Source organism: Bacillus sp. N6, from assembly GCF_052805735.1.
This window is the reverse complement of record NZ_CM127843.1, coordinates 4,477,650-4,493,013: the sequence shown is the minus strand read 5'-3', so window position 1 is coordinate 4,493,013 and position 15,364 is coordinate 4,477,650. Positions and strand designations below refer to the sequence as shown.

The window sequence follows — 15,364 nt, the reverse complement described above, 5'->3', positions numbered from 1 at the left end:
AATAATTTGAGGAGAGTGGATAGTTTGTCAACACTTCGTGAAGAAGCACTTCACATGCATAAAGTGCATCAAGGAAAATTAGAAACTGTATCAAAAGTAAAAGTAGAAAATGCAAAAGATTTAAGTCTTGCATATTCTCCAGGGGTTGCAGAACCTTGTAAAGAAATTTATGACGATAAAAGTAAGGTATATGAATATACGATGAAGGGAAATATGGTAGCAGTTGTGACAGACGGAACAGCTGTACTTGGTCTTGGTAACATTGGACCTGAAGCATCTCTTCCAGTAATGGAAGGTAAAGCTGTATTATTCAAGAGCTTTGCTGGTGTAGATGCATTCCCGATTGCCTTAAATACAAACGATGTAGATAAAATTGTTGAAACTGTAAAATTAATGGAGCCAACTTTTGGCGGCGTTAACTTAGAAGATATCGCAGCACCAAACTGCTTCATTATTGAAGAGCGTTTGAAAAAAGAAACAAATATTCCTATCTTCCATGATGATCAACACGGAACAGCTATCGTAACAGTAGCAGGTCTTGTAAATGCACTGAAATTAGTTGGAAAGAAAATGTCTGACATTAAAGTTGTCGCAAATGGCGCAGGTGCAGCAGGTATTGCAATTATTAAACTTTTATATCGCTATGGTGTACGCGACATTATTATGTGTGACCGTAAAGGGGCAATCTATGATGGTCGTCCTACAGGTATGAATCCGGTGAAGGATGAAGTTGCAAAATATACAAATAAGAATCGTATAGAAGGTTCTTTAGCTGATGTTGTACAAGGTGCGGACGTATTCATTGGTGTATCTGCAGAAGGTGCATTAACGGAAGAGATGGTTCGTACAATGAATGACAATGCGATTATTTTTGCAATGGCAAATCCAGTTCCAGAAATTATGCCAGAATTGGCAAAAGCAGCGGGCGCAGCTGTTGTTGGAACAGGTCGTTCTGACTTCCCGAACCAAGTAAATAATGTACTGGCGTTCCCTGGTATTTTCCGCGGTGCACTTGACGTACATGCGACACAAATTAACGAAGAAATGAAGATGGCAGCTGTACAGGCTATTGCTGAGCTTGTAGCAGAAGACGAGTTAAATGCAGACTATATCATTCCGGCACCATTTGACGCGCGTGTAGCGCCTCAAGTAGCGGCTTACGTTGCAAAAGCAGCAATGGAGACAGGAGTAGCTCGCCGTCAAGTAGATCCAAATGAGATCGCTGAAAAAACAAAACAATTAGCGCTGATTGGTAAAGAATAAGCGAGGAATTTCCATTGACATCATCAAATACAAAAGTATATCTCGAAATTGTAAAAAAAATTCGTTCCATTATGGAAGAGGATGGATTGGTAGCGGGGGATCGTTTGCCGTCTGAGCGCGAGTTAAGTTCACGTTTAAACGTAGGACGTTCCTCTGTAAGAGAAGCATTGCGTGCTTTAGAACTGGTAGGATTGATTGAAACGAGACGTGGTGAAGGGACGTTTATTCGAAACTTTTATGATAACGGTCTTGTACAATTAATTGCTCCGTTCTTACTGCAAGATGAGAAAACAATTCGTGATTTATTACAAACAAAACGATTGCTTGAGAAAGATATGATTCGAATTGTATGTAATTTACCGAAAGAAACGTTTTCTAAAGTACTAAGTAGATTACACCAAGTACTTGAAGAAAATGAAAGCTCAATCCCAACGCTTCATCAAACGTTCTTTAAAACACTTATTGAACAAGTCGATAATTATTTACTATATCGCATTTGGATGATCGTAAATGATTACGTAGCAACTCTTTCTTGTAAAGTTTCAAGAGATTCTATCGATATGTATAGAAAGCTTTATGCTACTTTGGAAGAAAAACAAGAAAATGATGCACTAAAAATTTACGATGAATTAGTAGAGAATATACAGTTTCACTCGTAATGTATAAAATTTGTCGAAATGACCATGACACGTTATGACAAACATTCTACCGCATAGCGGTTAAAGTTAAACGTAAAGAGTGAGGTTATTAGACAGATTGAGAAGATAAGGCTAACATCAAACTTTGGTGTTAGCCCCATTTTCTTCTTACGCTAACCTTAGCTCTCAACGAAGGGGGTCAAATTGTGCTAAGAGATTTATTCGTGAAAAAGAAAAAGTACGCTGCAATACCTTCAGAACAAGTACGAAAAGATGTGCCAGATGGCGTTATGACAAAATGTCCGGAATGTAAAAAAATCATGTATACGAAAGAACTTCTAAAAAATTTAAAAGTATGTGTGAATTGTGGATATCATCATCCTATGAATGCATGGGAACGTCTTGATAGTATATTGGACGAAGGGTCATTCCGTGAGTATGACAAAGAAATGGTTTCATTAAATCCACTCGAGTTTCCAGGTTATGAAGAGAAACTAGAGAGCGATCGTAAGAAGACTGAATTGAACGAAGCGGTTGTAACTGGTGAAGGAACAATTGATGACATGCTTGTTGTTGTTGCAGTAATGGATTCTCGTTTTCGAATGGGGAGCATGGGCTCTGTAGTAGGAGAAAAAATCGCCCGTGCGGTTGAAAAGGCGTACGACTTACAAGTTCCATTTATTATCTTTACTGCTTCGGGTGGTGCCCGTATGCAAGAAGGGATATTAAGTTTAATGCAAATGGCAAAAACAAGCGTAGCTTTGAAAAAGCATAGTAATGCAGGAGGGTTATTTATTTCTGTTATGACTCACCCAACGACGGGCGGGGTTTCAGCGAGTTTCGCTTCACTTGGTGATTATAATCTTGCAGAACCAGGTGCACTTATCGGATTTGCTGGTAGACGTGTAATTGAACAAACGGTGCGTGAGAAACTACCGGAAGATTTCCAAACGGCAGAATTCTTACTAGATCATGGTCAATTAGATGCGGTGGTGCATCGTGATGATATGAGAGAATCGCTTCGCAAGATTTTAGAAGTTCATCAAGGAGGGGAAATGGCTGTATGGCAGAGCTAGAATTTGAAAAACCAGTTGTTGAGCTAAGAAATAAGATTCGTGAACTGAAAGACTATACGAAAAACAGCCAGATGGACTTCAGTGAGGAGATTCGTATTTTGGAAGAAAAGCTAGAAAATTTAGAGGAAGATATATACGGCAATCTAAAAGTATGGGACCGTGTTCAAATTGCTCGTCATGCAGAACGACCGACAACGCTCGATTATATTGAGCACTTATTTACTGATTTTTTCGAATGTCATGGAGATCGTCTATTTGGCGATGATGCAGCGATTGTCGGCGGCATTGCGAAATATAAAGGGATGCCTGTAACTGTAATTGGGCATCAGCGCGGAAAAGATACGAAAGAAAATATTCGCCGTAACTTTGGAATGCCTCATCCAGAAGGATATCGAAAAGCACTGCGTCTCATGAAACAAGCGGAAAAGTTTAATCGTCCTATTATTTGTTTCATCGATACGAAGGGAGCTTATCCTGGTAAAGCAGCTGAAGAACGTGGACAAAGTGAAGCTATTGCCCGCAACCTATTTGAGATGGCAGGTTTAACGGTACCAGTTATTTGTATCGTTATCGGTGAAGGCGGTAGTGGTGGTGCGCTAGGTCTTGGAGTAGGAGATTACATTCATATGCTAGAAAATTCCACTTATTCTGTTATTACACCAGAGGGTGCAGCGGCAATTCTTTGGAAAGATGCAGGAAAAGCAAAGGAAGCTGCAGAAGCAATGAAAATTACAGCAGCAGATTTGAAAGAATTAGGTGTAATTGATGAAATTATTCCAGAGGCAAAAGGTGGAGCTCACCGTAATCTTTTAAAACAGTCAGAAAATATAGACTTAATGATTAGAAAAACTTTTGAACAATTAAACGGAATTTCGAAAGATGAATTAATCGAAAAACGTTATGAAAAATATATGAAAATTGGGCAAGTTTCGTTTTCAAACGCTTCCATTGGGATAAAATAAGAAAAGCGTGCGTTCCTCTTCGCGAATGCACGTTTTTATTATGAAAAGACACATCTTCTCCATTGTGTTTTTATATTTTTTCGTGTTATTTTATTATAAGGCAAATAATCTTTATGAGGTGAGTACAAATGAAACGTATTGGTGTATTAACAAGTGGTGGAGATTCACCTGGTATGAATGCTGCCATTCGTGCAGTTGTTCGTAAAGCGATTTTCCATGATATTGAAGTATATGGTATTTACCATGGATACGCTGGATTAATTTCTGGTCACATTGAAAAATTAGAACTTGGTTCTGTTGGCGATATTATCCACCGCGGTGGTACGAAATTATATACAGCAAGATGTCCTGAGTTTAAAGACCCAGAAGTACGACTAAAAGGTATCGAGCAATTAAAGAAACATGGTATCGAAGGACTTGTTGTTATTGGTGGAGATGGTTCTTACCAAGGCGCTAAAAAATTAACTGAACAAGGATTCCCATGTGTTGGTGTACCAGGTACAATCGACAATGATATCCCTGGAACAGACTTCACAATTGGTTTCGATACAGCTTTAAACACTGTTATTGATGCAATTGATAAAATCCGTGACACAGCTACATCTCATGAACGTACATATGTTATCGAAGTAATGGGACGTCACGCTGGTGATATCGCATTATGGGCTGGTTTAGCTGATGGTGCAGAAACAATCTTAATTCCAGAAGAAGAGTATGACATGGATGATGTTATCGCTCGTCTGAAGCGCGGTAGTGAACGTGGTAAAAAACACAGTATTATCGTTGTAGCTGAAGGTGTTGGAAGTGCAATTGACATCGGTAAGCACATTGAAGAAGCAACAAACTTTGATACTCGTGTAACTGTATTAGGTCACGTACAACGTGGCGGATCACCAAGTGCACAAGACCGTGTATTAGCAAGTCGTCTTGGCGCAAGAGCAGTTGAATTATTAATTGCTGGTAGAGGTGGACGTTGTGTAGGTATTCAAGATAACAAACTTGTTGATCATGATATTATCGAAGCGTTAGCTCAAAAGCATACAATCGATAAAGATATGTATCAATTATCTAAAGAATTATCCATCTAATCGGCGTAATGTCAGATATTTGGGAACGGTTTCATAATTTTCGGAGGTGCAATATGCGTAAAACTAAAATTGTATGTACTATAGGTCCTGCTAGTGAAAGTATTGAAAAATTAGAGCAATTAATCGAAGCAGGTATGAACGTTGCTCGTTTAAACTTCTCTCATGGTAGCCATGAAGAGCACGGAGCTCGTATTAAAAACATTCGTGAAGCTTCAAAGAAAACTGGTAAAACAGTTGGTATCTTACTTGATACAAAAGGTCCAGAAATCCGTACTCACGACTTCGTAGACGGACAAGCTGAGCTTGTAACAGGTGCAGAAGTAGTTCTTTCTACTGAGCAAGTATTAGGTACTGCAGAGAAGTTCTCTGTATCTTATGCTGGTCTTTATGACGATGTAGACCCAGGTTCTCGCATTCTAATCGATGACGGTCTTATCGAACTAGAAGTAATCGAAAAAGCTGATGGAAACATCCGTACAAAAGTTCTTAACAGCGGAACTGTAAAAAATAAAAAAGGTGTTAACGTACCAAACGTAAGCATTAAGCTTCCTGGTATCACTGAAAAAGACGTAAAAGATATCATCTTCGGTATCGAGCAAAAAGTTGATTTCATCGCAGCTTCATTTGTACGTAAAGCGTCTGACGTATTAGAAATCCGTGAATTATTAGAAGAGCATGGCGCTCAATACATCCAAATCGTACCGAAAATCGAAAACCAAGAAGGTATCGACAACATCGATTCAATCTTAGAAGTTTCTGACGGTTTAATGGTAGCTCGTGGTGATATGGGTGTAGAAATTCCACCAGAAGAAGTACCATTAGTACAAAAACGTCTAATCAAAAAATGTAACGTGTTAGGTAAACCAGTTATTACTGCGACACAAATGTTAGACTCTATGCAACGTAACCCACGTCCAACTCGTGCGGAAGCAAGTGACGTAGCTAACGCAATCTTCGATGGTACAGATGCAATCATGCTTTCAGGTGAAACAGCTGCTGGTCAATATCCGGTAGAAGCAGTAACAATGATGGCTAACATTGCAGTACGTGTTGAAAAATCATTACAATACGAAGATATGTTCAAAAAACGTATTAAAGAGTTCACTCCAACAATTACAGATGCAATTAGCCAATCTGTTGCGCATACAGCACTTGCTCTTGATGTAGCTGCAATCGTAGCTCCAACAGAAAGTGGACATACTGCGAAAATGATCTCTAAATACCGTCCAAAATCTCCAATCGTAGCTGTAACATCTGACGAGCAAGTAGGACGTCGTCTTGCACTTGTTTGGGGTGTACAAGCATTTATGGCTGAGAAGCGCGCAGCTTCAACTGACGAAATGTTAGATACAGCAATTCAAACAGGTATGGATGCAGGTCTAATCGGCCTTGGAGATACTGTAGTAATTACTGCTGGTGTACCAGTTGCTGAAACTGGTACAACAAACTTAATGAAAATCCACGTTGTTGGTGAAGAAGTTGCTAAAGGACAAGGGATCGGTCGTAAAGCTGCAAAAGGTAAAGTAGTTGTAGCAAAAACAGCTGCTGAAGCTGTAGCGAACGTAAACGAAGGTGATATCCTTGTTACAACAAGCACTGATAAAGATATGATTCCTGCAATCGAAAAAGCTGCTGCTTTAGTTGTAGAAGAAGGTGGCTTAACAAGCCATGCAGCTGTTGTAGGCGTATCAATCGGTATTCCTGTTATCGTTGGTGTAAACGGCGTAACAGCAACTTTAAAAAATGGCCAAGAAGTAACAGTTGATGCAGCACGCGGAATTGTTTATAATGGACATGCGGAAGTGCTATAAGTAATACGGAGAGAAGGATCGGAGTCCTTCTCTTTTTTTTACACAAAAACGAGATGGAATTAGCTTAAAACGCCTAGAATTGCTTTTAAAAGCTGTTTGTTATGGGTTTTAATATGAAAGGGTATTTATATTGCATATGATGTATATAGGCGTTGTGAGGGCGTTAAAAGTGAGTTGAGAGAGAGGTGTAGAACTATGAAGTGGTTACTATTCTTGTTTATTTTAATACCGGCGATTGAGATTACGGTCTTAATCGGATCAAGTCATGTAATAGGTTTATGGTCTACGTTCGCTATGATTGTATTTACAGGTGTAGTAGGTGTGTATTTGGCGAAAAGACAAGGATTTAAAGTGCTTGGAGAGATTCAATCTAAGTTGAATAGAGGGGAAATGCCAGGTGAGGCAGTACTAGATGGCATTTTTGTATTTGTAGGAGGTATTCTCTTGGTGCTTCCTGGGTATGTGACGGATGTGCTAGGGTTTATCTGCGTGATCCCTATTACGAGAGCTTTATTGAAGCCACTTATTATGAAGTGGATGGAATGGAAATTTAGAAAGAATTCTACTATTATCATTCAGAAGTAGCACTTAGATTATAACGATCTAAGTGCTATTTTTTTGTCTTGTAAGAGGAGGGGAGCTTTCTGATTGAGGCTTTGCTTTACCGCGCTATTTGTGGGGGGCGAATGATGAGTGGGGATGAACAAAACGTCCGCTTATTATATTTGCTATATAATTTTCGTTTGAACTCTTGTTGTGCTTCGATTAAACGTGTGATTTTTTAGTGCTATTAATTTGGATGAATAAGATGGTGCGAAATGCAGCCAAATTAAAGTTTTGCTTTTGCATATAAAGGAGCGATTGGTGTAAAGAATTCATATAAAAGGTGGTGATTGTTACTTGAAGCCTTATTTTATGCTATTTTGTATATTTATTCATTTACATAAAAAGTAATAAATGTAAGTAATAATTATAGAGAAAATAGAATAAAAATGTATTTTTAGCTAGAATATGTGTTTTTTTATACAAAAAAACAAGAGGATTATCCTGTTTCTGGGTAATGCTCTTGTTGCGTGTGAGTAGTGTGAAAAATAGGTAAAAGGAATAATCAGTAGGAATTTCCCACTGATTATAGCTTGATTTTTTGTATGAATTAGAAACTGTTATTTTGAAGGTGAACCTTTAATATATTTCCACAAGTCATGGAAGACATTAGCTTTGTGTAATGTATTAAGTAGTACTAAGGTGACTGGACCGATGATTAATCCTAAAAAGCCAAAAAGTTTAAAGCCGACAAATAGAGCGACGAGTGTTGCTAGTGGATCGAGACCGATGTTAGATGAAAGTACTTTCGGTTCCATAATTTGTCTTTGGACAATCACGACGATGTATAAAATGAGAAGACCAATGGCGAATGCGGTATCGCCAGTGAAAAATACGTATATAACCCATGGAACGAAGACTGCGCCTGTTCCTAAATATGGTAGTAAATCTACAACTCCTGTAATAATCGCAATAGTAATGGCGTATGGTACGCGTAATATTAAAAGTCCGATCAGTACAATAACGGTTGTCATAGATACGAGTGTAAGTTGTGCTTTCACAAAACCGAATAAAGCTTTTTTTAAGTCGACAAAAATAGTTTTTCCGTAGCCATGTACACGATTTGGTAGTAATTTTCTTGCTTTTTGAGCAAGACGGTGCCAATCGTAACTAATGAAGAAAGTGGCTAATAAAATGAATACAAGGACAGTTAAAGTTGTTGGCAGTGCACTAATGAAATTCGTTAACCCGCTTATAATGGCGGTTAAAAGTTCTTTCATTTGTGTTGTTGCCTCTGTTCCTAAGTTTTGAATGTTTTGTGTAATTGTATAGCGCTGTGGTTCTCCAAGATGATTAAATTTAGAGATTAAATCATCGTAGAGAGGCATAATATGATTAAGTGCAAATTGCTGAGCGAATGTAACGATATCTGGAAACTTTACTGTAACAAGTTGTAGTAAGTATGTTGTGGCAGATATTGCTTCAGTCACAAGATATGTAACAAGTCCAACGATAGCTCCAAATACGAGAATTAAGCTAACGAGTACTGCTAGTGCGCGAGGAAATTGTAGTTTTTGATTAAGGAAATTGACGACAGGATTAATCAAATAAGCAAATGCAAAAGCGATAATAAAAGGATAGATAAGCCCTGACATGTATAGTAATACATAGAACCCAGCTACCGTTGCTACAATGACAAATATGAGTCGCAATATCATATATAGTAAGTTTCGGTTCAAAGATGTATACCTCCCATTCCAATTTGGATTATCCTAATTCGTTCAACTTATAACGAGTGTGCCCCACTGATTAAAGTTTCACTTTACCCCGCATTAACGGGCAGTAAATCTCCTACCCGAAGTGCGGCTGGATCAAAGGAGTTAGATGGAGATAAACTGCCCGTAAAAGCCCGATTGGTTCAACTAATAATCAGTGGAAAATGCCCCACTGATTAAAGTTTCACTTTATGTTATAGTGGAATGATGGATTTTTCCTGCTTTTTCAGTATGTGAGTGACTGTGAAAGCTTGGTGTTGATGCTTCTACTATATGGTAAAAACTTCATTTTCTCTTCTTTTTATTTTACCTGTTTCTAATTAGAAAAGAAAGAAGAGACGCCTGTTTTTTAAAATGTATACATGCTTAAATTTTTATGGTGAAAGTCTCAATTTATCATTTTAAAATACATAAAAAATGAAGTGATTCATGTTGAATAGGCATCGATATATCATGTATAACGATAGGTTTAAAGGTATTTTTGTTTGGAAATGAGTTCATTATTTTCAGAAAGGAAGTGCAAACATGATTAGTCAGTCGACGTTATTTTTATTCATACTACTTATTATAGGACTTATTGCGAAAAACCAATCGCTTACTGTGGCTATTGGTGTGTTATTTTTATTGAAGTTTACGTTTTTAGGAGATAAGGTCTTTCCTTATCTACAAACGAAAGGAATTAACCTAGGTGTAACGGTCATTACAATAGCGGTGCTCGTACCGATTGCGACGGGGGAAATAGGTTTTAAACAACTTGGAGAAGCGGCAAAATCTTATTATGCGTGGATTGCTTTAGCTTCAGGTGTAGCGGTCGCTTTGTTAGCGAAAGGCGGCGTACAATTGTTGACAACGGATCCTCACATTACAACTGCGCTTGTTTTTGGGACAATTATAGCGGTTGCGCTATTTAATGGGGTTGCTGTTGGTCCGTTAATTGGGGCTGGAATTGCCTATGCGGTTATGAGTATTATACAAATGTTTAAATAAGGAATTTTATAGTAATATAAAATTTTTGAATTCTTTCTGTTCACAAAAGTCAGATAATTGTTTATAATAGGATTAGAAACTTTGAAAAGTTACATAACAGCAGAGACTTTACACCAGATAAAATAAAAACAACATAAAACAATTTTATAATGATATTGTTTTATGTTGTTTTTATCATAAAACTCTTCGGAATGTATTTTCCTCACTAACTTGTTGTTTTGAGCGTGAGGATTCGGGGAGACATTCACGCTCATGCTTTCCATGTAAACAGTGGACAATAAGAGGGGAACATCGCAACAAATTTGCATGATCGTGCATTTTGCTTGCCTAAAGAGTGAACGGGCGTTCATAATTCATAAGGGGAGCAAATAGATATAAGGAGCAAGGTTGGGAGAATTTTCAGGAAAAGGAGAGAATGTCATGACTGTTATTCGAGGTTTAGAAGGGGTAGTAGCAACAACATCATCTGTGAGCTCTATTATTGATGATACATTAACTTATGTTGGGTATAATATTGATGATTTAGCTGAGAATGCTACGTTTGAAGAAGTAGTGTACTTATTATGGCACCGCAAGCTTCCTAATGAAAAAGAACTAGCGGAATTTAATGAAATTGTATCTGAATACTATAAAGTTCCAGGTGAGATTTTAACATATTTGAAACAAGTAGATTTAAAAATTGCACATCCGATGTCTGTTTTACGAACTGCAATTTCCATGCTATCATTATACGATGAGAGCGCTGAAATTATGGATGAAAAGTCCAATTATTTGAAAGCGGTTAAATTACAGGCTCAAGTGGGAACTTTAGTTGCTGCTTACGCGAGAATCCGTAAAGGTTTAGATATTGTTGAGCCAAGAAAAGATTTATCATTAGCTGCAAACTTCTTGTACATGTTAAATGATCGCGAGCCAAATGAAGTTGAAATTGAAGCTTTTGATAAGGCACTTGTACTTCATGCAGATCATGAGTTAAACGCTTCTACATTTACTGCACGTGTTTGTGTAGCTACACTGTCAGATGTATATTCTGGTATTACAGCAGCAATCGGTGCATTAAAAGGTCCTCTTCACGGTGGGGCAAATGAAAATGTAATGAAGATGTTAACTGAAATTGGCGAAGAAGAAAATGTAGAGTCATATATTCATAATGCTCTTCAAAATAAAGTGAAAATCATGGGCTTTGGCCACCGTGTGTATGAGCAAGGTGATCCACGTGCAAAACACTTACGTGAAATGTCTAAGAGATTATGCGTGCTTTTAGGAGAAGACAAATGGTATAATATGTCTATCAAAATTGAAGACATTGTAACAAAAGAAAAAGGTCTTCCACCAAATGTCGATTTCTATTCAGCTTCTGTATACCATTGTTTAGGAATTGACCATGACTTATTTACACCTATTTTTGCAATTAGCCGTATGTCAGGCTGGTTAGCTCATATTCTAGAACAATATGAAAACAACCGTTTAATCCGTCCGCGTGCTGATTATAATGGACCAACGCATCAAGTGTATGTTCCAATCGCACAAAGATAAGCGAAAAACACTATTTCGATAGTGAAAATACGCTTTCAAAAGTCTGATTTTTTCGGAAAGATGTAATGATTAGAATATTTTAATTTGACTAACGGTTTGAACTGAGGGGTTATTCCCTCAGTTTCATACATATGAAATTTCAAACATGGGGGTTATCACATTGACGACAGGTGAAAAAATTACTGTAACTAATGGTGTTATGAATGTACCAAACAATCCGATTATTCCATTTATTGAAGGAGATGGAATTGGTCCTGATATTTGGGCAGCTGCATCTCGCGTAATAGAAGCAGCAGTTGAAAAAGCTTATGATGGTGAGAAGAAAATCGTTTGGAAAGAAGTGCTTGCAGGGGAAAAAGCATTCAACCAAACAGGCGAGTGGTTACCAGAAGAAACTTTAAATTTAATTCGCGAATATTTAATCGCAATTAAGGGTCCACTTACAACTCCAGTTGGCGGTGGTATTCGTTCTCTAAACGTAGCACTTCGTCAAGAATTAGATCTATATGTATGTCTACGTCCAGTTCGTTATTTTGAAGGTGTTCCTTCACCTGTAAAACGTCCGGAAGATACTGATATGGTTATTTTCCGTGAAAATACAGAAGACATTTATGCTGGAATTGAATATGCACAAGGATCTCCAGAAGCAGAAAAAGTTCTTGCTTTCTTAAAAGAAGCAATGGGTGTTAATAAAATCCGCTTCCCAGAAACATCTGGTATTGGTATTAAACCAATCTCAGAAGAAGGGACAAAGCGTCTTGTTCGTGCTGCAATTCAATATGCAATTAATGAAAAACGCTCTTCTGTTACATTAGTTCATAAAGGAAACATTATGAAATTTACAGAAGGTGCTTTCAAAAACTGGGGTTACGAAGTAGCGGAACAAGAATTCGGCGACAAAGTATTTACTTGGGCTGAATATGATCGCATTGTTGAAAAAGATGGTAAAGATGCAGCAAATAAAGCGATGGCAGACGCTGAAGTGGCTGGAAAAATCATCGTAAAAGATTCTATTGCAGACATCTTCTTACAACAAATTTTAACTCGTCCACGTGAGTTCGATGTTGTTGCAACAATGAACTTAAATGGTGACTATATCTCTGATGCACTTGCTGCACAAGTAGGTGGAATTGGTATTGCACCTGGTGCAAACATTAACTATGTGACTGGACATGCTATCTTTGAAGCTACACACGGTACAGCTCCAAAATATGCAGGTTTAGATAAAGTAAACCCATCTTCAGTTCTTCTTTCAGGTGTATTATTATTAGAACACTTAGGATGGAATGAAGCAGCGAAATTAGTAACAGATTCAGTTGAGAAAACAATTGCATCAAAAGTAGTAACATATGACTTCGCTCGCCTAATGGAAGGCGCAACAGAAGTGAAGTGTTCTGAGTTTGCTAATGAGCTTATTAAAAACATGGATGTAGCGATAATCAAAAACGCATAATTAAAGCGGGGGGTAAATTATGACAATCAAACGCAAGAAAGTTTCAGTCATCGGTGCAGGATTTACAGGAGCAACAACGGCATTCTTATTAGCACAAAAAGAACTTGCAGATGTTGTATTAGTGGACATTCCACAACTGGAAAATCCAACAAAAGGGAAAGCGTTAGATATGTTAGAAGCGAGCCCAGTACAAGGTTTTGATGCTAACATTATTGGAACATCTGATTACGCAGATACTGCTGATTCTGACGTTGTCGTTATTACAGCAGGTATTGCACGTAAGCCTGGTATGAGCCGTGATGACTTAGTAGCAACGAACTCTAAAATTATGAAAAGTATTACGCGCGACATTGCAAAACATTCACCAAATGCAATTATTGTTGTGTTAACAAATCCAGTTGATGCAATGACATATTCTGTATTTAAAGAAGCAGGATTCCCGAAAGAGCGTGTAATTGGCCAATCGGGCGTATTAGATACAGCTCGTTTCCGTACATTCATCGCACAAGAATTAAATCTTTCTGTGAAAGACATTACAGGATTTGTTCTTGGTGGACACGGTGACGACATGGTACCTCTTGTGCGTTATTCTTATGCAGGCGGTATTCCGTTAGAAACGTTAATTCCGAAAGAGCGTTTAGAAGCAATCGTAGAACGTACACGTAAAGGTGGCGGTGAGATTGTAGGCTTATTAGGAAACGGTAGTGCATATTACGCACCAGCAGCTTCTTTAGTTGAAATGACAGAAGCAATCTTAAAAGATCAACGCCGTGTATTACCAGCTATTGCGTACCTTGAAGGTGAGTATGGTTATAGTGACCTTTACTTAGGGGTACCAGTAATTCTAGGTGGTAACGGAATTGAAAAAATTATTGAATTAGAACTTCTTGCAGATGAAAAAGAAGCGTTAGATCGCTCTGTAGAATCTGTACGTAACGTAATGAAAGTTCTTGTTTAATAATTGAATAGTAGTGAAAAAGATTCGGGATTCCGAATCTTTTTCTACTATTTACCGAATTGTTTTTTTGAAATAATATGAAAACGCTATCATTTGTAGTATCCTATAATGAAACTATAGATTTATACTATACATTGCCCTCATCATAGTAAATTTCGGATAAGGTATCGCTTTTAGTAGGATAATAAGGTGAAAAAATCGGAGGGGGTTGTAACATGTTAAAGAAAAAAGTTCAAATTGGTCGTAAAATGGATGAAATTACAGTAGGAGAGAAATTATCTATCACTGAAAAAATTGAGGATAAAGATTTGTTATTGTACTTAGGGTTAACGAATGATGCCAATCCATTATATATTCAGCATGATTACGCATCCCAAACTCCGTATGAAAAGCCGATTGTACCAAGCATTATGCTAACGGGAATGATTACAACGGCAGTTACGAAATATTTACCGGGTCCAGGAAGTCATATTACTAGGAAGGACCTTACGTTCGTGAAGCATGTTCACCATTATGAAACGTTACAAATCCACTTTGAAGTTGTGGCTGTTTCTGAGGAGGAACATACAATTGATATGCTTGTATCTGCTCATGATGAAAAAGGAGAAACTGTTGTAAAAGGTTCATTAACAGTCACGCCGCCTTTTAAATCTGTTTCCATTATGGAAAAAGCATTAGATAATTTTTAAAAGATGAAAATATGAATAGCGCTAGCATCCCTTGAATAAGGATGCTAGCGCTATTTTTAGTTGAAAAATCCTTCTTTGAACCCTTCAGCAAATTCTGAGCATCCCGTTTTAATCGTATCCCAGCTCGGTACGTTAAAAGTAAGGAAACATGTTACTACTAAAGTTAAAATAGGTAGTAATAGTCGCATAATAGACCTCTTTTTATATTCGGATTATCGGATTAACAATATTTACTATATTATAATTTGATAATTTAAGTCAATGGAAGGAGTGATTCTTTAAGGTGAGGTGGAAAGGAGAAAACGTTATCTTTGAAACGGTAAGAGAAGCTGAAGTGTGGGCAGACGGGGTTGCGAATGAAATGTACGGGAGAGTATTTGATGGATATGAAACACCGGATTATAAAATAGCGTATGCTCTTTCGTTTTTCCTAGCACAAAATCAAGATTTTATAGTTCATACGGAAGTGAGCTTTAAAGAAGAGAGAGTAATCTATAAAGTTTGGCAAAATCCTGTGTAGTTGCAGGTGAATCGTAATTACTTCTATTTTCTCAATTCTACACAAACGATCTCCATGAATAGACA

Annotated in this window: 15 protein-coding genes; 13 read left to right on the top strand and 2 right to left on the bottom strand. The window is 37.6% G+C overall.

From position 1 onward, the window contains the following. Positions 1–54 precede the first annotated feature (54 nt). From ACUXVC_RS23120 to ACUXVC_RS23090, 7 genes are all read left to right on the top strand, one after another. The gene (locus ACUXVC_RS23120) at positions 55–1,263 is read left to right on the top strand and encodes an NAD(P)-dependent malic enzyme (protein ID WP_161114790.1); all 1,209 of its coding nucleotides are present in this window, start codon (positions 55–57) and stop codon (positions 1,261–1,263) included. Between the two features lie 14 nt (positions 1,264–1,277). Then, positions 1,278–1,922, top strand: coding sequence for a FadR/GntR family transcriptional regulator (locus ACUXVC_RS23115; protein ID WP_000204444.1), 645 nt, complete (start codon positions 1,278–1,280; stop codon positions 1,920–1,922). Between the two features lie 185 nt (positions 1,923–2,107). Further along, positions 2,108–2,977, top strand: coding sequence for an acetyl-CoA carboxylase, carboxyltransferase subunit beta (gene accD / locus ACUXVC_RS23110; protein WP_000942856.1), 870 nt, complete (start codon positions 2,108–2,110; stop codon positions 2,975–2,977). Continuing rightward, positions 2,965–3,939, top strand: a complete 975-nt coding sequence (gene accA / locus ACUXVC_RS23105) for an acetyl-CoA carboxylase carboxyl transferase subunit alpha (protein ID WP_000818801.1) — start codon at positions 2,965–2,967, stop codon at positions 3,937–3,939. Before accD ends, accA begins: the two co-directional genes overlap by 13 nt. A 128-nt stretch (positions 3,940–4,067) precedes the next feature. Then, a complete protein-coding gene (gene pfkA, locus ACUXVC_RS23100; protein ID WP_000821158.1) occupies positions 4,068–5,027 on the top strand; it encodes a 6-phosphofructokinase in 960 nt (319 codons plus the stop codon). A gap of 53 nt (positions 5,028–5,080) precedes the next feature. Next, the gene (pyk, locus tag ACUXVC_RS23095) at positions 5,081–6,838 is read left to right on the top strand and encodes a pyruvate kinase (RefSeq protein ID WP_001232667.1); all 1,758 of its coding nucleotides are present in this window, start codon (positions 5,081–5,083) and stop codon (positions 6,836–6,838) included. Positions 6,839–7,033: 195 nt separating this feature from the next. Continuing rightward, positions 7,034–7,423, top strand: coding sequence for an FxsA family protein (locus ACUXVC_RS23090; RefSeq protein WP_088024387.1), 390 nt, complete (start codon positions 7,034–7,036; stop codon positions 7,421–7,423). Positions 7,424–8,001: 578 nt separating this feature from the next. On the opposite strand, the gene ytvI is transcribed toward ACUXVC_RS23090, so the two are convergent. Beyond that, positions 8,002–9,120, bottom strand: a complete 1,119-nt coding sequence (gene ytvI, locus ACUXVC_RS23085) for a sporulation integral membrane protein YtvI (RefSeq protein ID WP_006926492.1) — start codon at positions 9,118–9,120, stop codon at positions 8,002–8,004. Between the two features lie 561 nt (positions 9,121–9,681). Between ytvI and ACUXVC_RS23080 the strand changes: the two genes are divergently transcribed. The 5 genes from ACUXVC_RS23080 to ACUXVC_RS23060 all read left to right on the top strand — a co-directional run bounded on the left by ACUXVC_RS23080 (position 9,682) and on the right by ACUXVC_RS23060 (position 14,779). Then, on the top strand, positions 9,682–10,143 hold the full coding sequence (locus ACUXVC_RS23080) for a DUF441 domain-containing protein (RefSeq protein ID WP_000625507.1): 462 nt from the start codon (positions 9,682–9,684) through the stop codon (positions 10,141–10,143). 387 nt (positions 10,144–10,530) lie between these two features. Beyond that, entirely contained in the window at positions 10,531–11,679 is a 1,149-nt protein-coding gene (citZ, locus tag ACUXVC_RS23075) for a citrate synthase (RefSeq protein ID WP_000503651.1), read from the top strand. A gap of 160 nt (positions 11,680–11,839) precedes the next feature. Next, positions 11,840–13,132, top strand: coding sequence for an NADP-dependent isocitrate dehydrogenase (gene icd, locus ACUXVC_RS23070; RefSeq protein WP_000206893.1), 1,293 nt, complete (start codon positions 11,840–11,842; stop codon positions 13,130–13,132). Positions 13,133–13,151: 19 nt separating this feature from the next. Continuing rightward, entirely contained in the window at positions 13,152–14,090 is a 939-nt protein-coding gene (mdh, locus tag ACUXVC_RS23065) for a malate dehydrogenase (protein ID WP_000153232.1), read from the top strand. A gap of 215 nt (positions 14,091–14,305) precedes the next feature. Continuing rightward, on the top strand, positions 14,306–14,779 hold the full coding sequence (locus tag ACUXVC_RS23060) for a MaoC family dehydratase (protein WP_000914180.1): 474 nt from the start codon (positions 14,306–14,308) through the stop codon (positions 14,777–14,779). 56 nt (positions 14,780–14,835) lie between these two features. Here ACUXVC_RS23060 and ACUXVC_RS23055 read toward each other — a convergent pair whose 3' ends face one another. Further along, positions 14,836–14,967: a hypothetical protein gene (locus ACUXVC_RS23055; protein ID WP_001238014.1), complete on the bottom strand. Its 132-nt coding sequence runs from the start codon at positions 14,965–14,967 to the stop codon at positions 14,836–14,838. Between the two features lie 95 nt (positions 14,968–15,062). Here ACUXVC_RS23055 and ACUXVC_RS23050 point away from each other — a divergent pair, with 95 nt between their 5' ends. Further along, entirely contained in the window at positions 15,063–15,299 is a 237-nt protein-coding gene (locus ACUXVC_RS23050) for a hypothetical protein (RefSeq protein ID WP_053563568.1), read from the top strand. Positions 15,300–15,364: the final 65 nt, after the last annotated feature.